Annotated in this window: 17 protein-coding genes; 4 read left to right on the top strand and 13 right to left on the bottom strand. The window is 74.0% G+C overall.

What is annotated here, in order from left to right:
• Positions 1-2: 2 nt before the first annotated feature.
• A complete protein-coding gene (locus ACFY36_RS27935; RefSeq protein ID WP_499748879.1) occupies positions 3-1904 on the bottom strand; it encodes a glycosyl transferase in 1902 nt (633 codons plus the stop codon).
• 175 nt (positions 1905-2079) lie between these two features.
• Between ACFY36_RS27935 and ACFY36_RS27930 the strand changes: the two genes are divergently transcribed.
• Positions 2080-2565: a CAP domain-containing protein gene (locus ACFY36_RS27930; protein ID WP_499748878.1), complete on the top strand. Its 486-nt coding sequence runs from the start codon at positions 2080-2082 to the stop codon at positions 2563-2565.
• An 11-nt stretch (positions 2566-2576) separates the two neighbouring features.
• Here the strand turns inward: ACFY36_RS27930 and ACFY36_RS27925 are convergent, their stop codons facing one another.
• The 4 genes from ACFY36_RS27925 to ACFY36_RS27910 are packed head-to-tail and all read right to left on the bottom strand — an operon-like array spanning position 2577 to position 7177.
• Positions 2577-2996: a hypothetical protein gene (locus ACFY36_RS27925; protein WP_499748877.1), complete on the bottom strand. Its 420-nt coding sequence runs from the start codon at positions 2994-2996 to the stop codon at positions 2577-2579.
• A gap of 37 nt (positions 2997-3033) precedes the next feature.
• A complete protein-coding gene (locus ACFY36_RS27920; protein ID WP_499748876.1) occupies positions 3034-4584 on the bottom strand; it encodes a hypothetical protein in 1551 nt (516 codons plus the stop codon).
• Between the two features lie 30 nt (positions 4585-4614).
• Positions 4615-5226, bottom strand: a complete 612-nt coding sequence (locus ACFY36_RS27915) for a hypothetical protein (protein ID WP_499748875.1) — start codon at positions 5224-5226, stop codon at positions 4615-4617.
• Positions 5219-7177 carry a glycosyltransferase gene (locus tag ACFY36_RS27910; protein ID WP_499748874.1) on the bottom strand — a complete coding sequence of 653 codons (1959 nt, stop codon included), beginning with the start codon at positions 7175-7177 and terminating at the stop codon, positions 5219-5221. The genes ACFY36_RS27915 and ACFY36_RS27910 overlap by 8 nt, the downstream gene beginning before the upstream one ends.
• A 68-nt stretch (positions 7178-7245) precedes the next feature.
• Here ACFY36_RS27910 and ACFY36_RS27905 point away from each other — a divergent pair, with 68 nt between their 5' ends.
• Positions 7246-9363, top strand: coding sequence for a glycosyltransferase (locus ACFY36_RS27905; RefSeq protein WP_499748873.1), 2118 nt, complete (start codon positions 7246-7248; stop codon positions 9361-9363).
• Positions 9364-9548: 185 nt separating this feature from the next.
• On the opposite strand, the gene ACFY36_RS27900 is transcribed toward ACFY36_RS27905, so the two are convergent.
• From ACFY36_RS27900 to ftsY, 7 genes are all read right to left on the bottom strand, one after another.
• Entirely contained in the window at positions 9549-10505 is a 957-nt protein-coding gene (locus ACFY36_RS27900; RefSeq protein ID WP_499748872.1) for a class I SAM-dependent methyltransferase, read from the bottom strand.
• A gap of 96 nt (positions 10506-10601) precedes the next feature.
• Positions 10602-13019 carry a glycosyltransferase gene (locus tag ACFY36_RS27895; RefSeq protein ID WP_499748871.1) on the bottom strand — a complete coding sequence of 806 codons (2418 nt, stop codon included), beginning with the start codon at positions 13017-13019 and terminating at the stop codon, positions 10602-10604.
• A 41-nt stretch (positions 13020-13060) separates the two neighbouring features.
• Entirely contained in the window at positions 13061-15325 is a 2265-nt protein-coding gene (locus tag ACFY36_RS27890; RefSeq protein WP_499748870.1) for a [protein-PII] uridylyltransferase, read from the bottom strand.
• A 14-nt stretch (positions 15326-15339) separates the two neighbouring features.
• Positions 15340-15678 (bottom strand): P-II family nitrogen regulator, encoded by a 339-nt coding sequence (locus ACFY36_RS27885; RefSeq protein ID WP_097318397.1) that lies wholly within the window; start codon positions 15676-15678, stop codon positions 15340-15342.
• Positions 15679-15713: 35 nt separating this feature from the next.
• Positions 15714-17084 carry an ammonium transporter gene (locus ACFY36_RS27880; protein ID WP_499748869.1) on the bottom strand — a complete coding sequence of 457 codons (1371 nt, stop codon included), beginning with the start codon at positions 17082-17084 and terminating at the stop codon, positions 15714-15716.
• Between the two features lie 191 nt (positions 17085-17275).
• Positions 17276-18073, bottom strand: coding sequence for a phosphotransferase (locus tag ACFY36_RS27875; RefSeq protein ID WP_097318764.1), 798 nt, complete (start codon positions 18071-18073; stop codon positions 17276-17278).
• A 35-nt stretch (positions 18074-18108) separates the two neighbouring features.
• Positions 18109-19293, bottom strand: coding sequence for a signal recognition particle-docking protein FtsY (gene ftsY / locus ACFY36_RS27870; protein ID WP_499748868.1), 1185 nt, complete (start codon positions 19291-19293; stop codon positions 18109-18111).
• Positions 19294-19412: 119 nt separating this feature from the next.
• On the opposite strand from ftsY, the gene ACFY36_RS27865 reads away from it, so the two are divergent.
• Both ACFY36_RS27865 and ACFY36_RS27860 read left to right on the top strand, forming a co-directional pair.
• A complete protein-coding gene (locus ACFY36_RS27865; protein ID WP_499748867.1) occupies positions 19413-21083 on the top strand; it encodes an alkaline phosphatase D family protein in 1671 nt (556 codons plus the stop codon).
• Positions 21080-21598, top strand: coding sequence for a DinB family protein (locus tag ACFY36_RS27860; protein WP_499748866.1), 519 nt, complete (start codon positions 21080-21082; stop codon positions 21596-21598). The genes ACFY36_RS27865 and ACFY36_RS27860 overlap by 4 nt, the downstream gene beginning before the upstream one ends.
• A 4-nt stretch (positions 21599-21602) precedes the next feature.
• Here ACFY36_RS27860 and ACFY36_RS27855 read toward each other — a convergent pair whose 3' ends face one another.
• Positions 21603-22217, bottom strand: a complete 615-nt coding sequence (locus ACFY36_RS27855) for an HAD-IA family hydrolase (protein WP_499748865.1) — start codon at positions 22215-22217, stop codon at positions 21603-21605.

The following is a 22217-nucleotide window of genomic DNA, read 5'->3' as shown; positions in this document are numbered from 1 at the left end:
GCCTAGCCCCTCACCCGGGCCCGCAGCCCGCTCAACCACGTCGCGGCGGCCACCGCGCCGTTCCCGAAAGCCAGTTCGGCGCAGCGCTGCCGCAGCGCGGCCCGCACCTCCGGCCGCACCACCGCGTCCAGCACCTGCTCCAGCTCGTCCGATCCGGGATCCTCGACGGTCAGCGCCACCCCGGCCGCGTCGGCGAACCGGGCCCGGCCGTGGTCGTACCGGCCCGGCACGAAGACCGTGGGGATCGCATAGGCGAGCCGCTCGTGGAACGCGTCGTAGCCGGCCCCGCTCACCGACAGGTCGAACGCCCGCAGGCAGCGGGCGGGCGGCTCGCCGGTCACCACCCGGAACCCGTGCCGCCCCAGGTGCTCCGCGATCCGCGGCAGTGTGCCGGGCGCCAGCAGCGCCAACGGTCCGTCGCCGAGCCCCAGCTCCTCCCGGGCCGCCACCGGCTCCAGCAGCTCGGCCGGGTCGAGGAAGGTGACCGGCTCGACCCGGTGGGCGCGATCCTCGTCGGCCACCGCGAGCGCCGCGAACTCGCCCGGCTCCAGCACGTGGACGCCGTCCCAGTCGAGGCCGGGATGGCGCGGGCGCAGGGCCCGGCGCACCCACACCCAGACGATGTCGGGCCGCTCGCGGGCGGCCTGGACGATGCCCTCGTGGGGCACGCCGTCGACCGCCACGACCTCGGGCGCGTGCAGCTCGACGAGGTGGGTGAGGCGGTCGTGCAGCAGCCGGTTCCAGCGTGCTTCCGTGGCGCCCAGAGCCTCCCGCGACGGCAGCTGCTCGGTGAGGAAGCCCTCGGCGTGGGCGAGCGCGGCGCCCCGCTGGGTGGCGATGACGGCGGCCAGATCGCTGGGCAGGCGCCGGGCGATCGCCGTGCTCACCTTCGCCTCGTCGTCGCCGGCCATCAGGATCCGCCGGGGCGGGGCGACCACGACCGGGCGCGGCTCGCGCCTCGGGCCGGGCACGTTGAGCCGGGGCCGGATGCCGTGGCGGGCGAGCCGCGCCAGGTGCGAGCGGTGGCCGTAGTGCCGCTCGGCGAACTCGCGGGCCCGGCCGACCACCGCCCGGTAGCGGCCGGGGTCGGCGTAGACCTCACGGACCAGGTCGGCGACCCGGCCGGGCGACGAGTAGAGGGCGGCCTCGCCAAGGAACGGGCGCAGGTGCTCCCCCACGATCACCGGCACCCCGGCCGCCATCGATTCGAGGGCGGAGCGCGAGAACGTCTGCTGGAAGTCGACCAGGAAGTCGAGGGTGCGCAGGAACTCGCCCGGCATCTCGGCCCCGAACGGGACCATCTCCCAGTGCGGGAAGGGCGAGCTGTCGCCGAACCACCGGACCCGCAGGTCGCCCAGGTCGATCGGGAACGGCCCGCGCAGGCCGACCACGGGCTCGTCGGCGACGAAGCCGTCGCGGTCGCGCCACCAGTGCGCGACGTCGATGATCTCGTGCCAGTCGACGGTGGCGGTGCGCACGCCGGGCGCGATCCGCAGCAGCTGCTCGCGCGCCCGCGGGCTGGTCGGCGCCCAGGCCGCCTCCTCGCCGAACCAGCGGCGGGCCTGGTCGTAGACGGCCGGCTCGACCGGTGGCGGGCCGGCCACGAGAACCGTCCGCTCGGCCCGGACGGAGAGGGCGGCCGGGCGGGTCCAGGGTCGCCGGACCACCAGGAGCCGGGCGGCGACCGGCTGGTCGTCGCGGGCCAGCGTGGCCGCCCCGTCGCGGATCAGGTCGCTGATCCGCGGGCGGAAGCCGAAACCGTCCGAGGCGCGGGCAAGCGTCGCCGGCACGTGGATGAGCACGGTGCTCAGCGCCGCCTCGGCCTGGGCGTGCACCTCGGCCGCGACGGCCGCCGACGCCCCGCCGGGCTGCCGGAAGTCGGCCAGGACGGCCACGTCGTGCACGGTCACAGGCTGCCTAACGATCTTGGAATGGAGCCGTGACGCTCAGCGAACCGTTCGGCAACCGAAGAGCGCCGGTACCGCACCCATCCAACGGTAATCATCACTGGATCCGGGCCGAACTAGGTCGGTGAACGCGGCGGTAGCAACCGCAGCGGCCACTACCGAAAGGCAGTCGATGCGCTCCTCGATCACCAAGCGTCTGGCCCTGATCGCCATGATCCCCGCCACCCTGTTTGCGATCGTTCTGCTCGCCTCGCCCGCCAACGCCGCCGCCGTCAGCACCACGCAGCTGGCCGCCGACATCGTCACCCTGACCAACCAGCAGCGCGCCGCGCACGGCTGCAAGGCCCTGAAGGTCGACGCCCGCCTGGCCAAGGCGGCCGCCGGGCACAGCGCCTACATGGCCCGCGGTGGCGCGTTCAGCCACACCGGCGCCGGCCGCTCGAGCTTCGTCACCCGCGTCAAGGCCGCCGCCTACCCGCGCCCGCTGAGCGAGAACATCGCCTACGGCTACCGCACCGGCGCCGACGTCGTGAAGGGCTGGATGGCCAGCCCGGGTCACCGCGCCAACATCCTCAACTGCAAGGCCACCACGGTCGGCGTCGCCGCCGCCTACGCGGCCAACGGCAACCCGTACTACACCCAGAACTTCGGTTACTGACTTTACCGGCGTTACTGACCGATCGTCTCGAGGGCCTCACCGTCACCGGTGGGGCCCTTCGGCGTTCCCGGGCCGAAAGGCGTGAGCGCGTCGATCCGGCGCTGCTGGGCGGCCAGGGCGTCGCAGAGCTCGCGATGCCGGTCGCCCGAGTGCAGCAACAGCTCCTCGATGGCGCCGAGCACCCGCCGCTGGGTCTGGTCGAGCACGGCCCGCGTCTCGGCCTGCGCCTTGCGGTGGGCCCGCTGGAGCGTGGCCAGGCGCCGGATCACCAGCAGCAGACCGCCGATCAGCACGGCGAAGAACAGCCCGAGGACGGTCAGGGCGACGCCGACGTATCCGGTCAGCGCGGCCGCGGCGATCGTGGCGCAGAGCAGGGCGGCGCCGGCGAGCAGACCGGCCTGGCGCCGTGTCAGATTTCGCAGCCGTCGCATCGGTCTCCCCTCGTCCCTTCGTCAACGCGGGCGCCGTTCAGCGGGTTACGCAGAACGGCACACCGGCCCGTTGCCCGGTGGCCACGTTCATCGCCCCGTCGAACCGGCGCAGCGACTCGGGATAGAGCCCCGCGAACTCCTGCCGCAACGCACACCGCCGCTCGCCTCCGGCCGGTGTGCGGTCGAAGTCGGCCATCTCGACGGCGATCCGGTCGTAGAGCCGGGCCGGCACGCTCGCCATGAAGGTGTCCCGCTGCCGCTTGTTGGCCGCCGCCGACACGGCCGTCGCCCCCGCCAGCAGCACGACCGCCGCCACCAGCGCCCAGCGCCTCCGCCGGGCCACCAGCAGTGCCCCGGCCACCACGATCAGGCCGCCGGCGGTGGTGGTGACGGCCGAGTCGCGCCAGCCGAGACCCCACAGAGTCATCTTCTGCACGTCGGCGTTGAGCGCGCCCATGCCGGCCGCGAGCAGCACGGCGGTCACCGCGACGACCACGAGCGCCGCGGCCGGCCTTCGGTCCACAGCGGACAGACGCGGTAGGTCGCGGATCGCCTGCCAGGCCAGCGGGATCAGCACGAGCACGGCGGCGACCAGGACGACGCCGACCAGCCACGGGCCCCGCGTGGCGGCCTGCCACATGAGCGGCGGGAGCCAGGCGACCGCCCGTACCGGAAGGGTCTCGAAGGTGTCCGGGCCGAACTGGACGTCGGAGCCGCGATAGCAGGGCCCGGTCGCGCAGTAGCGGTGGATGACGACCCGTACCGCCAGGAAGACCGGAAGGAAACCCACCCAGAGCAGGCCGATGGCCCGGGCCGGGGCCGAGGTGAGCATCTGGCGCGGGCCCTGCCCGAGCACCAGGTGGCCCCGGGCGAGGACGGCCACGGTGGCCAGCGGCGGCGCCAGATAGGCGATCTCGTTGAACGCGGCCAGCGCGGCCCCGCCGATGACCAGCGGCGGCGCCCACCAGAGCCGCCACCTCGCCAGCCGGCACAGGGCGGCCGCCACGCCCAGCATCAGCGCCGCCGACGCGAGGTAGAGACCGCCGAAGAGCACGATCGGACTCGAACCGCCGGCCGCCACGAAACCCGCGGCCACCGCGAACGGCACCACCGGCGCGGCCACCGACGGCGGCCGCGTGAACAGCTTTCCGCGCGTCACCACGCTCTCCACCAGCATCAGCGCCACCACGCACAACAGCAGCGCCGACAGGAACGAGACGAGCCGGAAGGCCACGTTCGCCGGCAGGCCGACCACGTCGCCGAGGGTGTACGCGGCCAGGTCGAGCGCCTTCTCCAGCATGCGGCCGAAGAGCCGGAAGTTGCCCAGCCGCAGATAGCCGGGCAGCGAATCGACCGTGTGCGGCACGATCCGCAGCGGGTCGTCGCGGAACAGCCCGCCGTGCCAGTAGATGTTGAACCGGTGGTCGCGGCTCGGCGCGAGCGCCACCAGCGGGGCCAGCACCGGCAGCGGCACCAGCACGGCCCGCAGCAGGGCCCGCCGCCAGAGCGCGCCGACCGGCGGCCCCTCGACCACGAAGCGCATGGCTACGCGAGGGGCGGGCGGGGCGTCGACCGTGGGGGCGCTCATGCCATCGCCAACGAGCGGCCGGGCCCCGGATTACGCGGCGGCCTCCAGCAGGCGCGCCAACGTCGGTGGATCCCTGGGATCGATCACCACCGCGCCCGCCGCGCGGTGATCGCGGCAGAGCTGCGAGATCCGGCCCGCCAGCAGCGTCTCCCAGTCCTCGCCGGTGCCGTGCCGCGACCAGGTTTGCGGATCGGGCAGATATTCCAGCACCACGCCCGGCACCCGCAGGCCGTTCAGCGCGGGCTGGTCGGTCACCACCACGGGAAGGTGGTCGGCGTCGACCACGATCCGCTGCCGCAGCGCCCGCACGAGCGCGTGCGAGCCGGCCCGGGACAGCCCGATCGCGACGTAGACCCGGGCCGGCACCGGGGGCGCCGGCGGCTTCGCCGCAGGGGGCGGCGGTGGGGGGCCGTGGCGCAGCCGCCGGGCGGCCCGGCGGGCGATGAGGGGACCGAAGCGCACCGGGTCGCGGGCCAGGTCGACCAGGGCCCGGCCGAGCAGGTAGGAGCGGCTGCGGCGCAGGGCCAGCACGAGGTCGCGGTGGCGGTCGCGGTCGCGGAGGGCGGCGTCGCGCTCCTCCTCGACCCAGCGCAGCCGGCCGGTCAGCGTGGCCACCTCCCAGCGGGCCAGAAAGTCATCCAACGTGGGCCCCCACCGCGGTGTGCCGGGCCACCCACGCGGCGGCGTCGCCGGCGCCGTCGCCGAGCGAGATCTCGGCGCAGCGCCGGCTCAGCGCCTCGCGCGCCTCGCGGCCGGCCAGCCGCTCGAGTGCCTCGGCCGCCTCGTCGTCGGTGGTCGCGCAGACCGCCACCCCGGCCGCGGCGGCGAACCGGGCCCGGGCCAGCTCGTCGTCGGCGCCGCGCGGATCGGGCACGAAGACGGTCGGCACCGCCGCGCCGAGCAGCTCGTGGAAGTTCGTGTAGTCGGCGCGCGAGACGGCCAGCGCCACCTGGTTCAGCTCGGCCGGGCCGGCCCGCACCGCCCGGAACCCGGGCAGGCTCGCCTCGACGCCGCGGCAGAGCAGTGTGTGGTCGCGGGTGCGGCGCCGCGGCCGGGGCGGCGGATCGAGGATGGGGTCCACTGTGCTCACTCCGGCCCGGGCGGTGGTGGTCCAGCCCTCGTCGCCGGCCGCCGCGAACTCGCCGGGCTCGAGGATGCCGGCGAACAGCGCGCCCCGCGCGGCCCATTCGCCGCCGGTGCCGCGCCGCCACATCGCCGGGCGCAGCCACAGCCAGCGCGGGCCGGTGCAGTCGGCGATCGCGGCGGTGATGCCGTCGTGCGGCGCGCCGCCGACGAGCACCGCGCGGGGGCCGTAGAGCTCGATGAGGTGGCGCAGGCGGTCGCGGACGAAGCCGGTCCAGCGCCGGCCGGACACGCCGAGTTCGGCCGCATCGGGCAGATGTTCGGTCAGCAGCCCGGCCGCGTGTGCCTCGGGCAGACCGGCCGATCCGGTCAGCACGACCGCTTCCAGCCCTTCGGGCAGGCGACGGGCGATCGCCCGGAACCGCGCGATGTCGTCGGCCACGAACAGGACCCGCCGGGCGGGCCGGGCCAGGCTCACCGCGGCCGGGCCGGGCCGGCGCGGTCCCGGCATCACGCCCAGCGAGGCGAGCCGGGCGAGGTGCGACGCGCTGCCGAACTGCTCGGTGACGAAGGCGCGGGCCCGCCGGACCACGGCGTCGTAGGCGGGGCGGTCGGCATGCAGGCGGTGGACCAGATCCCGTACACCCGAAGCCTCTGTGTAAAGCGCGGCCTCACCGAAGACGGCCCGGAAACGCGGCCCCACGATGACCGGCACTCCGCTCGCCATGGCCTCGAGGATGGTGCGGCTGAACGCCTCGACCAGATCCGGGTCGTGGAAGTAGACGAAGAAGTCGAGCGTGGCCAGGAACTCGCGGGGGGACTCGGCCCCGAAGTCGAGCAGCTCCCAGTGGCCGGGCCGATATCCGAGCCGCTCGACGGCGATGTCGCCGCCGCCGAGGACGCGCACCCGCACGTCCGGCGCGTCCGGATAGGCCTGGAGAAGCTCCTCCGGATCGCGCGGCCACTTCGCCGGATCGGGCCGTCCGTGCCGTCCGATCACCGGCACCGGGCCGCGCCGGCGCTCGGCCTGCCAGTCGGCGACGTCGATGATCTCGTGCCAGTCGGTGCCGGTCAGCGCCGCCCGCGGCCCGACGCTGTCCCGGACCCGGGCGCTGATCGGCGCCCACACCACGTCTTTGCCGAAGTAGCGCTCGACGCGCTCGCGGACCTCGTCGAAGTCACCCGGCGCCTGGTTGATGACGACGATGGCGTGCCCGGCCCGGATCCGCGGCGGGGCGGCCAGGTCCCGCGTGAAGATCCGGGGCTGCCGGATCAGCAGCACCTTCGCCTCGATCTCGGCGCCGTCGTCGTGGGCCAGGTCGGCCAGGCCGTCGCGCAGGCAGGCCACGACGCGCGACTGGAACGGGCGGTCGTGCCGCGGATGCGGTGACGGCACGTGAATCAGGACGGTCCGCAGACCGGCCGCGGCCTGTGACCGGACCTCGGCCACGATGCTCGCCGAGTTGCCGCCCGGACAGCGCAGGTCGGACAGGATGGCGACGTCGTACACGGCTGGGTCAACGAGAAGCGACTAAGGTGCGATACGGACAATTCGCCCCCTGAGGAGGACGCCCGCCCATGCACCCCCTCGCCGTCGCGGCCCTCCAGGCCCGCTCCGTCGCCGCCCGGGAACCGCTCGCCCGCGCCGGCCTGAAAAGGGAGCTGGCTCGGGTCATCGCCCTGCAGAATCTGCGCCCGGACGACCTCGCCACGGCGCTGGCCCTGTTCGAGGAGCTGCGGGACGGCGGTGACCTCTCGCCCGAACTTCAAGGGCTGCACTGCCAGGTCGCGTACGCCTCGGGCGCGCACGCCCGGGCCGGCACGCTGCTGGCGTCCTGTTCGGACATCGACCCCCTCGTCCGGCTCAGCCTGGGCCTCGATCTCGGCAATCCGTACGCCGGCGGCAGCGGCCCCTGGGACTTCGGCCAGGTGATGCCCTCGGTCTCGGTGGCCGACGGCGCCGGGACGCCGTTCGACCGGCTCTCCGCCCGCCCGGCCCAGCGCGCCGGCCATCCCCGGCGGATCACCTCGATCGTCACCACCCACCGGCCCGGCCAGCGGCTGCTCACGGCGGTCCGCTCGCTGGCCGGGCAGACCTGGACCAACCAGGAGATCCTCGTGGTCGACGACGGCTCACCGGCCGCGTACGACGCGGTGCTGCGGCGGGCGGCCGCCCTCGACCCCCGGGTGCGGCTGATCCGGATGGTGGCCACCGGCGGCGCCTACGTGGCCCGCAACGCCGGCCTGGACGCCGCCACCGGCGACTTCGTGACCTTCCAGGACCCGGCCGGGTGGTCCCACCCGGCGCGGCTGGAGAGGCAGGTCGCGCCGCTGCTGGCCGACGAGGCGCTCGCCATGGTGGTTCCGGCCGGCATCCGGGTGACGCCGGAGCTGGTCGTCACCCGGCCCGGCGTGACCGACTTCCGGTCGGGCGACCTGTCGGCGCTGATGGTCCGGCGCGGCGCCGGCTATTTCGACCCGATCCGGTTCGGCGCCGACGAGGAGTACGTGGCCCGTGCCCGCTCGGTCCGCCGCCTCGCCGAGGCGCTGACCCTGATCCGCCGCTCCGGCGACGACGAGCACGTCGGCTGGATCGACCCGGCCCGCCGGTCGTACCGGTCCGCCTTCGAGACGGCGCACGCTCAGCGGGCCACCGGCTGGGCGGCGCCGCGGCGGCTGCGGGGCGAGACCGGGGCCCAGGCGTACGACGTCGTGCTGGCCGGCGACTGGACTACCGCCGGAGGCGCGGGCCTGGCCGGGACCGGGCAGCTGCGCGCTCTGGCCGCCCGTGGTCTGCGCGCCGCCCTGCTCCAGCTCGATGTGCCGGCCCACCTGCGCGAGGGGCCCCGCAACCTCGATCCGGCGGTGCAGCGCCTGATCAACACCCGCGAGCTGACCCAGGTCGAGATCACCGACGACGTCCGGGCCCGGCTCGTGGTGGCCCGCACGGCCCGGGTGCTCGAGCACGCGCCCGACCTGCCCAGCGGGGTCCGGGCCCAGCGGGTGGTGATCGAGGACGCCACGGTCTCCGAGCCGGCCGCGGCGGCCGCCCTGCGACTGTTCGGGCGCCGGCCCCTGTGGGCTCCGGCCGGCCCGGACGGGCGGCGCCGCCTGGCCGCCGAGGCGGCCTCCCTCGACCTGCCCGGCACGCTGGACGCCCTTCAGTGGCGCCTGGACCGGCGCGGGCCGAGGGCCGACCGCCCGGTGGTCGGCCGCTGCTGCCGCGGCGGCCGGGCCGACTGGCGCCGCCTGCGCGAGGAGCTGCCGGACACGGTCCGGATGGACGTGCGGCTGCTCGACGCGGCCGGCACCGCCGTCCGCTCGTTCGGCCGGTTCGGGCCGCCGCGGAGCTGGCTCGTCTACTCACCGGCCGACGTCAGCCCGCGCTCGTTCCTCTACCAGATCGACTTCTACCTGCACCTGCCGCCGGACGACGTGCCGGCCGACCCCGAGCCGGATGTGCTGGCCGCGCTGGCCGCCGGCTGCGTGGCCGTGCTGCCCTACCGCTACGCCGAGGCGTTCGGCGACGCCGCCGTCTACTGCGCGCCCGACGAGCTGCTCGACACCGTGCGCATGCTGCACGGCAACCGCCGGGCCCTGCGCGAACAGGGTCAGCGGGGCGCCGACTTCGTCCGCCGCCACCACGCCCACGAGCTGTACGCCGACCGCGTCGCCGTCCTGGCAACGCAGCCGTGACGAATTGGCACCCGCCGAACCGTCAAGCCGCCGCTCCCGCCGCCGATTCATAGGGGCACAAGAGCACAAGCTCGGAGCGGCCCCCGCCGCCCCGCGCGGGCGGCGTTCCCCCGACGTCAACCGCGACCGCGACCCCCGCCGTCCCCCTCGGCGGGGGTCGCGCCGTCTTGACGGCCGCGGCCTCCCTATCCGGCCGCGACCGTCGACTGTGGATCAGCCAGCGCCACCCAGCGGCCCGGCAGCGGGCGCTGCGCGGTCAGCCCGAATCCGCCCTGCCGCGGCACCGGCGACTCGTCCACCACCACCGCGGCCCCGGCCGCGAGCCGCCGCCCCAGCACGTGCAGGGCCGGGGTCAGCGCGTTCGACGGCGTGGGGGCGATCGAGCCGTCCACCACCAGCAGGTCGATGTCGTGCAGGCCGTCGAGCACGTCGACGTCGTACCAGTCGACCGTGCCCGCCTCGACCGACAGCTCGGCCACCCCGGCGTGCCGCACCTCGACCGCGGTCAGCGCGTGCTCGGCCAGCAGCGCCCGGGTACGCCCGGCCCGGCCCCGGTCGTGGTCGACGACGACCAGCCGGCCCCCGCGGGCCTCGACCGTGTAGCCGAGCCAGATCGTGGACGGCCCGCTGCCCAGCGCCACCGTCGTCGCCGGCCGCCGGTCACGGGCGATGTGCACCAGGCCCAGCAGGTCGGACGGCGTGAGGGTCACCCCGGCCGGCATCGGCGCCCGCGGGGCGACCCACTGGAAGAGCTGGACCAGGGCCTCGATCTCGCGGCTCTGCTCCCGCAGCAGGAGCTCGGCGCCGCGGCCGGTCAGGCGCTCGGCCCGGGCCAGCGACTCGGCCAGCTCCTGGTGCCGGTCGCCGGCGGCCAGCCGTTCCTTCTCGATCGCGGCGATCACCCGTCGTTGCAGCTGGTCGACGACGGAACGGAGGTCCCGTACGGCGGCCTGGGTCGAGCGGTTGACCCGGCCGATCCGCCGGGAAAGGTGGATGACGCCGGCCAGCACGGCCGCCAGCAGCAGCGCCAGCAGGCAGGTGGCCACCGCGGCCTGTCCGGACGCCGCGGCCACGGCCACGCCGGCCGAGCCGGCCAGCACGACGGCGACGCCGGCCCACTGACGCCGGGAGAGGCTGGTCAACCGGTTCGCGTACCGCCGGGCCCGGCGGCGGAGCCTGCGCCTGATGATCTCCTTGGTCGCCCACACATCGGGGTAACGCGGGCATCGGCCGGGTCGTTACGCGACCGCCAGCGGCAACGCCTGCCGGACCCAGTCGACGAACGCCGCCGGATCGGTCGCGCCGGTGGCGACCGCGCGGGCACGCCGGCTCTGCTCGGCGAACAGGGCCGGATCGGCCCGGTAGCGCGCGACCAGCGGCTCGACCTCCGACCGCGCGCAATAGACGGCCGCGTCGCCGTAGAGCGGCGCGTACCTCTCCGGCATGACCACCACGCAGCCGGTCTGCGCCGCCTCGATCGCCGGCCGCGAATACCATTCGGCCGACTCGCGCGGCGGGAAGTGCAGGTAGAAGTCGAGCTGGTGCAGGAACGGGCGTGGTCCCAGGTCGGCCGGCTGATAGCCGAGCCAGGTCGGCGCGAGGGCGACGGCGGTCTCACCGGCCGGCCGGTCGGGCAGCCGGATCCGGACGTCGGCCGTGGGGAGCCGGCCGAAGACGGCCAGGCTCTCGGCGGCGGCCGAGGGCCAGCAGGCGGTGTCGCACAGGTCGGCGCCGACGATGGCCGGGCCGGGCGCGGCCGTGGTCCGGTCGGCCACCCAGCCCGCCGGGGCGAGAGCGAGGGGCAGATTCAAGGGCGCGATTTCCGTACGCGTCAAGGCCCGCACCCCGTCGTCCTGCGGAACCCAGACGGGGTCCGGCCCGAAGAGACGACGGGCCGCGGCCGTGCACATCGCCGGGTCGTACCGCTGATCCGATCCGTCGGCCCGGGCCGGGGCACGATCCGCCACCACGACGGTCCGGCCGGCCCGGATCCCACTGGCGAGACCGCCGGTGAACTGGAGGACCGCGGCCTGGCGCACGATCAGCAGAGCGGTCTCGGCGCTCTCGTCCGGCGCGAGCCAGTCGACCACGCCGTCGTTCACCAGGTCCTGCACCGGCGCGCAGGCCGGCATCCGGCGCTGGTAGACCGCGCGCAGCGAGTCGATCTGCGTGAGCGCCACGCGCAGCCCGCCGGTGGTGAGGGCGCGCATCTCGTCCAGGGCCGTGCGCTGGGTGCTCTCCAGGAAACGCCAGTCGGCCACCATGACCACGTCGTAGCGGCGGTCGCGCACCGTGCCGAGCAGGTGGTCCGGCGCCGGGAACGGGCGGTCGGCGCCGTCGGCCGGGCGGAAGGCGCTGGCCCGGCGGGTCGCGATGAGCTGGTGGTGGCGCTGATAGGCCGACATGTAGGCGGTACGGGCCGGGTGCATCCACTGTGCACGGATCTCGGAGCGCGACAGGGAGCCGTCCGACAGCCGGATCAGGGCCAGCGGCTTGGAGTCGACGTGGCGTACCCGCCCGGCGCCGAAGGCGGCCTGGATCCGGCCGATGTACTCGGAGTCGGCGGCCTTGCGGAGCCGGTCGAAGTAGCCGACCGTGCGCAGCACCGTGCCGCGCCGGATCAGCAGCGAGGACGGGTTGAACCGGCCGCTGCGCACGCCGGGACGGGTGCACAGCAGCTGGTCGGTGACCGAGAGCCCGTCCGAGGTGGTGGCGACCAGCCGCCGGTCGTCGATCAGCGGCCGCACCTGGAGCTCGAGCCGGCGCGGGTGGGACCAGTCGTCGGAGTCCTGGAAGGTGGCGAACTCGCCGCCGGCCGCGTCGAGCCCGGCGTTGCGGGCCGCGTACGTGCCGGAGTTGACCGGCATCCTGAGCAGCCGCACCCGGTCGCCGAGCGCCACCGCCTCGTCCAGGAGGGAGCCGAACTCCGACGGCGAGGCGTCGTCGACGAGGATCACCTCGGTGTTGGCCCAGCTCTGGGCCAGGATCGACCGGACCGCGGTGATCAGGCCCCGGTCGGGGCGATAGGAGGTGAGCACCACCGAGATCCGGTGGGGCCCCTCGACCTTGGCGGCCTCCGCCGCGACGATCTTGTCGAACGGCGTGGCCCCCTCCCCGAGCGTGAAGGACGGTGCGGGCAGCAGCGAGCCGAAAGCGGTCAGCCACGGCTCGGCCGCCCGATCGGTCACGAACGGGTTGAGCAGGTCGGCCACCAGGCTCCTGCGGGCCGGCTCGCCGATCTTCCGGTAGCGCCGCAGCAGCTTGCGGGCCCGCTCGGGGCCCTCGTGGGCGAGCGCGAGCTGGGCGTGCAGGAGCTGGCCGGCCGGCGAGAGCGCCCGCGCGCCCAGCGCCCGCCGGGCCAGCTCGAAGACGGCCAGGGCGTCCTCCGGCCCCGAATCCAGGACCAGGCTCTGCGCGACCGCGGCGACCAGTGACGCATCGATTTTTCGGCGGCGCCGGCGCAGCCACCGCCGGTCGCCCCGCCGGGCGGCCTCGACGAGCTCGTCCAGGGTGCCGTGCGGGCCGAGGGCGGCCCGGGCGAGCAGCACCCGGGCGTCGAGGGAGCGGTTGCGGACGGCCGTGGCGGTCAACGCGAGACGCAGTCGGGGACCGATCGCCTGCACATGATCATCGAGCAGGCCGGATGGCTGGTGCATGCCGGGACCAACGGACGCGGCCCAGAAGCGGTGACGGGCCCTCAGACCGCCGCCAGCACCGCCGCGCCCACCCGGTCCCGCTCGGCCTCGTCGGCCCACGAGCCGACCAGGTAGAACGCGTCCACGACGTCGCCGCCCAGCGTGGAGATGCGGGCCGCGCGCACGTCCGCGCCCGCCTCGTCGAGGGCGGTCGCCACCCGGAAGAGCAGCCCGGCCGAGTCGGCCGCCCGCAGTTCGAGGATCGCCGCGCCGGTGGCCGCGCCGCGCTGCCACACCACTCGCGGCGAGGCTGTGCCGCCCCGCGCGCTCATGGCCCGGGCCCGCACCCGCTGGGTCACCGAGACGTCCCCGGCCGCCACCCGCCGCAGATCGGCGGCGAGGGCCACCGGGTCGTACGGGCTGCCGAAGCGCGGCTGGGTCAGGAACTCCACGATCGCCCGGCCGTCCACCGTCACGGTGTTCGCGCCGACCACGTCCAGCCGGTGCATGGCCAGGCACGCCGCCACCTGACCGAGCAGGCCCCGGCGGTCGGCCGCGGCCACCGCGACCCGGTCGCCGTCCAGGTGCACGGCGGGCAGGCCGCCCTCCAGGAGCTCGGGATCGGGCGCCGGCGGCTCGGGCAGCCCGCCGGTGTCGAGCCGGGTGTGCACCCGGCTCACCAGCTCGGCCATCAGCCGGCCCTTCCAGTCCGACCAGGCCGCCGGCCCGGTGGCCCGCGAGTCGGCCCGGGCCAGCGCGTGCAGCAGGTCCAGGGTGCCGGCGTCGCCGACCGCCTCGGCCACCGTCGAGATGGTCTTGGGGTCGCTCAGGTCGCGCCGGGTGGCCACATCGGGCAGCAGCAGGTGCAACCGGACCAGCTTCTCGATGGTGGCCACGTCGGCCTCGGGCAGGCCGATCCGGGCGGCGATGGCGGCCGCGATCGGCGCGCCGACCACGCTGTGGTCGCCGGGCAGGCCCTTGCCGACGTCGTGCAGGAAAGCGCCGATCAGCAGCAGGTCCGGTCGCTCGACCTCGCGGGCATAGGCGGTCGCCTCGTACGCGGCCTGCACGAGGTGCCGGTCGAGCGTGTACCGGTGGATCGGGTGGTGCTGGGGCAGGCTGCGCAGCCGGGCCCACTCGGGCAGCCAGGCGTCGGTCAGCCCGTAGCGGTCGCAGGCCTCCCAGGTCGGCAGCAGGCCGGGCCCGGAGCCGAGCAGCGAGACCAGGGCGGCCCGCGCCTGCGGCGGCCACGGGTTCGGCAGCGCCGGGCAGAAGGCGGCCAGCCATTCGCTGGTGGCCCGGGCGATCGGCAGCCCCACGGTGGCGGCCGCGGCGGCCACCCGCAGGGAGAGGCTGGGGTCGGGCACCGGCCCGATGGCGGTGCGGGCGAGCACCAGCTCGCCGTCCTGCTCGACGACGTCGCGGGCGACCGGGCGACGGGTGGAGACTCCGCCGGGCTGGCCCCGCCGGCGGCCGCGCAGCCGGTCGGCCGCGCGCCAGGCGTCGTCCAGGGCGTGCGCGATGGTCCGGGCGTCGCCCGCGACCCGGCGCAGCAGCGCGTCGCCGTCGTCGAGGTCGAGCAGTTCGGCCACCGCGGCCCGCTCCTGGGCGACCAGCCGGTCGACCCGGCGGCCCACGGCCAGGTGCAGGGCGTCGCGGGTGTCGAGGACCCGCAGGTGGGCGGCGCGGACGGCCGGTCGCATGGTGTCGGCGACCCCGGCCCGGCCGATGGCCCGCAGGATGGTCACGTCGCGCAGCCCGCCGGCCGCCTCCTTGAGGTCGCCCTCGAGCAGGAAGGCCAGCTCGCCGTGGCTCGCCCAGCGGGCGGTGGTCAGCTCCTTGAGCTGGGGCAGCAGCCGTACGGCGGTGCGGCGCCACTGGTCCGAGGCGGCCGCGATCAGGTCGGCGCTCAGGCTCGCGTCGCCGGCGACGTGCCGGGCGTCGAGCAGGCCGAGGGAGACCTTGACGTCGTCGTGCGCGACCGACAGCGCCTCCGGCAGGGTGCGCACGGAGTGGTCGAGGCCGAGCCGGGCGTCCCAGATCGGATACCAGAGCGAGGCGGCGATCCGGTCGATGCCGGCCGCGCCGTTGTGCAGCAGCACGAGGTCGAGATCGCTGTACGGCGCGCAGTCGCGCCGGCCCAGCCCGCCCACGGCGACGAGACTCACGCCGGGCAGGTGGGCGGGGAACATGCCGGTCAGCCAAGCGTCGAGCGCCGCGGCCCGTTCGTCACGGGCGGCGGCGCCGATGTGCTCGCGAAGCTTGGCCGGCGAGCCGCCGGCGGGCACCGAGGGTGGCGCCGGCGGCTCGCTGGTCATGCGTGTCATCTAATTCTGTGCTCTCAGAGCGCGTCGAGGCCGCGCTCGCCGGTGCGGACCCGGATCACCTCGTCGACCGAGGTCACCCAGACCTTCCCGTCACCGATCTTGCCGGTCTTGGCCGCGGTGACGATGGCGTCGACGATCTTGTCGACGTCGATCTCGTCGGTCACCACCTCGACCTTGATCTTCGGCAGGAACTCCACCGTGTACTCGGCGCCCCGGTACACCTCGGTGTGGCCCTTCTGCCGTCCGTAGCCCTGTACCTCGCTCACGGTCAGTCCGGTCACCCCCAGAGCGTGCAGGGCCTCCTTCACCGCGTCGAGCTGGTACGGCTTGATGACCGCGGTCACCAGCTTCATGCTCAGTCCCTCTCTCGGAGCAGTCATGGTCTTATCTAACCGGCGACCTTCTGGCTGACGTCGGCCTTGCCGTCAGCGTCGACACCCTGTCCCGGCTTGAGGCCGGCCATGGCGAACGCGCCGCCACCGCCCGAGCCCGCCGCGGGCGTGAGGTCGTAACCGGTCTCGCCGTGGTCCGCGATGTCGATGCCGCCGACCTCGGCCTCCTCGCTGACCCGGCCGAGCTTGACGGCCTTGAGGATCAGCGCGAGCACCAGGGCGATCACGAAGGAGTAGACCGTGACGGCCGCGCTGCCGACGAACTGCCGGCCCAGCTGGGTGAAGCCGCCGCCGTAGAACAGGCCCTCGCTGGCGCCGAGGCCGTCCGTGATGGCGCCGTTGACCTGGGTGGTGGCGAAGAAGCCGATGGCCAGCGAGCCGATCCAGCCGCCGACGAAGTGGACGCCGACCACGTCGAGCGAGTCGTCGTAGCCCAGCTTGTACTTCAGGCCGACGGCCAGGGCACAGAGCGCACCGGCGATGATGCCGATGAGCGCGGCCGGCAGCGGGGCCACGAAACCACAGGCCGGGGTGATGGCGACCAGGCCGGCCACCGCGCCCGAGGACGCGCCGACCAGGGTCGGCTTACCGTCGCGGAGCCACTCCACGATGATCCAGCCGAGCAGCGCGGCGGCCGTGGCGACCTGCGTGTTGACGAAGGCGACACCGGTGGTGCTGTCGACGGTCAGCTCGGAGCCGGCGTTGAAGCCGAACCAGCCGAACCAGAGCAGGCCGGCGCCGAGGGCGACGAACGGCACGTTGTGCGGGCGCATGTTCTCGCGCGGCCAGCCGATGCGCTTGCCGAGCACGATCGCGACCGCGAGAGCCGCCGCTCCGGCGTTGATGTGCACCGCCGTGCCACCGGCGAAGTCGAGCGCCTTGAGGTTGGCGCCGATCCAGCCGCCGCCCCAGACCCAGTGCGCGACCGGGACGTAGACGATGGTGAACCAGCCGATCGCGAACAGCACCCAGCCGCCGAACTTGAAGCGGTCGGAGAGCGCGCCGCTGATCAGGGCGACGGTGATGATCGCGAACATCATCTGGAACGCCATGAAGACGTAGACCGGGATGCCGGTCTCGAGCCAGATGTCACCGGCCCAGCTGGTGCCGGTACCGAAGTACTGGGTGAAGCTGCCGATGAATTTGTTGAGGCCCTCGCCGTCGTTCGAGCCGAACGCGAGGGTGAAGCCGTAGAGCACCCAGAGCACGGACACGATGCCGATGCTCGAGAAGCTCATCATCATCATGTTCAGGGCGCCCTTGGACCGGTTGAGGCCACCGTAGAACAGCGCCAGGCCCGGGGTCATGAGCAAAACGAGCGCAGACGACAGGAGCAACCAGGCGGTATTGCCGGTATCGATCTCCACGCTGCCTCCTCTCGGAATGAAGGTGTCCTCGTACACGACCCTCAGAGCAGCGTCGCCCCATCGGCCGGTTGATGACGGGAGCCTTCCGTTCCGCTGTTTCACGCACGGTCTACGCGCGATTTCCGGCGCGTGACGGGTTGTTTCGTACGTGTGAAGAAACTCTCACAGCCCGTAAGGGCGGATTGCCGGAATCAGCGAAGAGCGTATTCGAGCGTGTGACGCTCGTAGTCGAGCAATCGAAGATCACGCATGGGTCGTCGCAGGTGGCCCTTGTGCACGATGCGGACGAAGGCCGGGTCACCGGCGGCCGCCATGCGCCGGATGCCCTCGACGTGGTCGACGATCCTCTTGCGGATCGTCCGGACCAGCCGGTGCCGGTCGCGGGGGATGAGCCCGTACGCGTCGGCGAACAGCCGCAGGCGGCGCGGCCGGTTCGGCCTCTTCCAGCCCAGGGTGTACGAGTCGCGGTCGCTGAACAGGGGCACCCAGGTCCAGGCCGCGTAGGCCACGTCGTAGATGCGCGCGCCCGGCGAGGCCAGGTCGAAGTCGATCAGGGCCAGGGTGCCGTCGGGGCGCCAGACCACGTTGTGCGGCGCGGCGTCGTGGTGGCAGATCACCTCGGTGTCCGGCGGCGGCGGGCCGAACGAGCGCCACACCGCGTTGGGCGGCGGCACGAAGCCGTACTGCGCGTCGTGGAACATGCGCAGCATGGTCGCGACGGTGACCAGGGCCTCCTCGGTCACCCAATGCGGCGCCAGCGGATATTCGCCGCATTCGCCGTCGAGGTAGGAGAGGACCTCGCGGCCCTTCTCGTCCATGCCCAGGGCGTGCGGCGAGCCGGTGAAACCGACCCGCTCGAGGTGGTTGAGGAGCCCGTGCACGGCCGGGGTCCACGGTCCGGCGTTGCGCCGCACGGTGTCGCCGACGCGCGAGACCGTGCTGACGTTGCCGCCGTGGAGCGGGATCTCCCGCACCGGCTCCTGCGTCACCAACACCCTCCCCGCCCCGTATGTCTCCCCCGAGACTACGCGGCGCCCCCAAGCAATGCTTCCACGAACGCGGCCGGCTCGAACGGGGCAAGGTCGTCCGGACCCTCGCCCAGACCCACCAACTTGACCGGAATGCCCAGCTTGCGCTGGACAGCGATGACGATTCCGCCCTTCGCGGTGCCGTCCAGCTTGGTGAGGACCACACCGGTAACGTCCACCACTTCAGTGAACACGCGGGCCTGCTCGAGTCCGTTCTGCCCGGTTGTGGCGTCCAGGATCAGCAGCGTCTCGTCGACCGGGCCGTGCTTCTCGACGACCCTCTTGACCTTGCCGAGCTCGTCCATCAGGCCGACCTTGTTCTGCAGGCGGCCGGCGGTGTCGATCACCACGGTGTCCACGCCGACCTCGATGCCCCGCTTGACCGCGTCGAACGCGACGCTGGCCGGGTCGGCGCCCTCGGGGCCGCGCACGGTCTCGGCGCCGACCCGCTCGCCCCACGTGGAGAGCTGCTCGGCGGCGGCCGCGCGGAAGGTGTCGGCCGCGCCGAAGAGCACGCTGCGCCCGTCCGCGATCAGCACGCGGCCGATCTTGCCGCAGGTCGTGGTCTTGCCGGCGCCGTTCACGCCGACCACCATCATGATGCCGGGGCGGCCGTCGTGCGGCGCCGTCCTGAGGGTGCGGTCCATGTCGGGCTCGAGGGCGGCGGTCAGCTCCTCGGCCAGCTGCGCGCGCACCTCGGCCGCGGTGCGGGTGCCGAGCACCCGGACCCGCTCACGCAGCCGCTCGACGATGACTTGGGTGGCCTCGACGCCGACGTCCGCGGTGATCAGGGTGTCCTCGATCTCCTCCCAGGCGTCCTCGTCGAGGTGGTCGCGGGAGAGCACGCTGAGCAGGCCCCGGCCGAACATGTTCTGCGAGCGCGAGAGGCGGGCCCGGAGCCGGACCAGGCGGCCGGCCGTGGGCTCGGGCTGCTCGATCTCCGGCTTCACCTCGACCGGCTCGGCCACCGGCGGCTCCGCCACGATCAGCGGGGGCAGCTCCTCGTCGCGGACCGGGGGCACCACCACGGGCGGCGCCTGCTCGTCGACGGCGGGCTTCTCCAGCGTCGTGGTCCCGCCCTGCGGGGGGAGCTCCCGGCGGCGCATGCGCGGCACGACCAGGCCGACCGCGCCGGCGATCAGGACGACGAGCAGGATTACTGCGGCGACCACGTATTCCATGCGGAAATCCTGACAGATGAGCCGTCCGGCCGTGGCGTCGCCCGTGCAGTGGCGGCCCCGGGCCCTCGTGCAGGAAGATGGGACGCCCCCTTCCCTGAGCGCTTAAGGACCCCCACCCGGTGACTGCCCACCTGCTCATCGGCCCGTTGCTGCGCCGCGTCGTCGGCGACCGTGCCACCGTCTGGGTCGAGACGACCGAGCCGGCCTACGTGCGTGTCGAGGCCGACGGCGGCGGTTCCGGCTCGGCGCCCACCTTCACCGCGTACGGGCATCACTACGCGCTCGTGGTCGTCGAAGGCCTCCGCCGGGGCGCCGCCAGCGCGTACACCGTGCTCCTGGACGATCGCGTGGTCTGGCCCTCGGCCGAGTCGACGTATCCGCCGCCGGTCATCCGGACCCGCCCCGAGGACGACGACGCCACGCCGGTCCGCCTGATCTTCGGCTCCTGCCGCGAGGCCACCCCGCACGCGACCGGCCGCCGTCTCCCGCCGGACGCCCTCGACGCGTACGCCCGCCGGCTGATGAAGGACCCGCAGAACCCGGAGCTGCGGCCCGACCTGATCGTCCTGCTCGGCGACCAGGTGTACGCCGACAAGACCTCGGCCAAGGTCAAGCGCTTCCTCCGGCGCCGCCGCGCGGCCGGCCACGACGGCCCGTCCGACCAGGTCGTCACGTTCGACGAATACACGAAGCTCTACCTGGAGTCGTGGCGCGACCCCGAGGTCCGCTGGCTGTTCGCCACCGTGCCGACCGTCATGATCTTCGACGACCACGAGCTGATCGACGACTGGAACACCTCGGCCTCGTGGCGGGCCGACATGGCGGAACAGTCGTGGTGGACCGAGCGGATCACCGGCGGCCTCGCGTCCTACTGGGTCTACCAGCACCTGGGCAACATGAGCCCCGACGATCTGGCCGCCGACCAGCTCTTCCAGAAGATCACCACGGTCGACGACGCCACCGACCTGCTGCACGAGTTCGGCCGCTCCCTCGACACGGGCGAACAGCCGTACCAGTGGAGCTACGCCCTCGACATCGGCCGCACCCGCCTGGTGATGCTCGACAACCGGTGCAGCCGCGTCCTGACCCCCGGCCGCCGCGAGATGCTGCCCGCACAGGAGTGGAACTGGTTCATCGACCAGGCCCACGGCTCGTACGACCATCTGGTCGTCGGCTCCTCCCTGCCCTGGCTGATGCCACCCGCCATCCACCACCTCGAGGCGTGGAACGAGCGCACGGCCGACTCCTCCTCGCCCCGGGTGAGCGCCGCCGCCGAAAAGCTGCGCCGCGCCGTCGACCTGGAACACTGGGCCGCCTTCAGCCGCTCCTTCAACGCCCTGGGCGAGCTTTTCCGCCGCCTGGGCGAGGGCGGCACCGGCGCGCCCACCCACCGGGTCGGCGCCGGGGGCGCCTACGCCGCTCCGGCGTCCATCAGCGTCCTCTCCGGCGACGTCCACCACTCGTACGTGGCCGAGGCCGACTTCGGCACCGGGGTGACCACGCCGGTCATGCAGCTGACCTGCTCCCCCGTCCACAACCAGGTGCCGGCCTTCATGCGCCCCCTGATGCGCTTCAGCTGGTCCCGGGCCGCCGCCAAGGGCGTCCGCGGCCTGGCCCGCTCGGCCGGCGTCGACAAGCCGGCCTGGCGCTGGAAGCGGCTGGCCGGCCCGTACTTCGGAAACGCGATCAGCACCCTGCGCCTCGACGGCCCGAAAGCGACGGTGCGGGTCGAGGGCACAGAAAAAGACGGAACACTCTTCGAGGTAGCCGAGGTGACGTACCCGAAATGACCTGGACAGCGCCGCCGCCCGACCGCACGGGCGAGCCCCTGACCGGCCCCGAACGCCCGATGCTCCAGGGCTGGCTCGACTGGCACCGCCAGACCCTGCTCACCAAATGCGCCGGCCTGACCGCCGAGCAGCTCAAGCTGGCCTCGGCCGAGCCGTCGAACCTCACCCTGCTGGGCCTGGTGCGGCACATGACCGACGTCGAGCGCGTGTGGTTCCGCTGGCGAGCGGCCAGCGACCACACCGTCGGCTCGCCCTACAACTCCGAGGACAACCCCGACGGCGACTTCGACGACGTCGCGACCGCCGACGCCGAGGCCGACCTCGCCCGCTTCGATCAGGCCTGCGCCGACGCCGACCGGGCCGCCGCTCCCCTGCCCCTCGACCACGAGTTCGACACGGCCCGCGGCCGCCGGAGCCTCCGCTGGGTCTACCTGCACATGATCGAGGAGTACGCCCGCCACAACGGCCACGCCGACCTGATCCGCGAACGGATCGACGGGCGCACGGGCGACTGAGGGGTCAGGCCTCCGGCAGGTCGAGGGCCCGGCGCAGATAGTCGACGTGCTGAGGTCCGGACCAGCGATAGGCGGAGAGGCCGGCGGCCCGGGCGCCCCGGACGACGCGGTCGTCGTCGTCGACGAACAGGACGTGCTTCGGCTGTTCGCCGATCAGCTGGCAGGCCCGCTCGAAATACTCCGGTGCGGGCTTGTGGACCTTGATGTCCCAGGAGCTGATGACCACGTCGACCTCGTCGGTCAGGGCCAGGGCCTCGAGGTCGGCCCCGAGGCGGTCGGTGGCGTTGGTGGCCAGGCCCACCTTGCGGCCGGCGGCCCGGACCGAGCGGACGAAGGCGAGGGCGTCCGGGTCGGGCTCTCCGCGGTACGTCTGCCACTCGGCCACCGCCTCGGCGGCGCTGTCGATGGGCAGGCGGCCGGCGACCAGCTTCATCCACTCGGCGTCGGTGATCTCGCCGGCCATGGCCGGGCGGTAGATGTCCCACGACATCGAGGTCTCGAGCAGGGCGGCCGGCTTGAGGCCGTATTTCACCTCGACCGCGATCATCGGCGCCGGGTCCCAGCGGCGCAGCACGCCGTCGAAGTCGATCAGCAGTGCCCGTGCGCGGTCGCGCGCCAT

It is taken from the genome of Actinoplanes sp. NPDC000266, assembly GCF_042899005.1.
GTDB lineage: Bacteria > Actinomycetota > Actinomycetes > Mycobacteriales > Micromonosporaceae > Actinoplanes.
The sequence above is the reverse complement of the archived record's forward strand: the minus strand, read 5'-3'. Positions and strand labels throughout refer to the sequence as shown.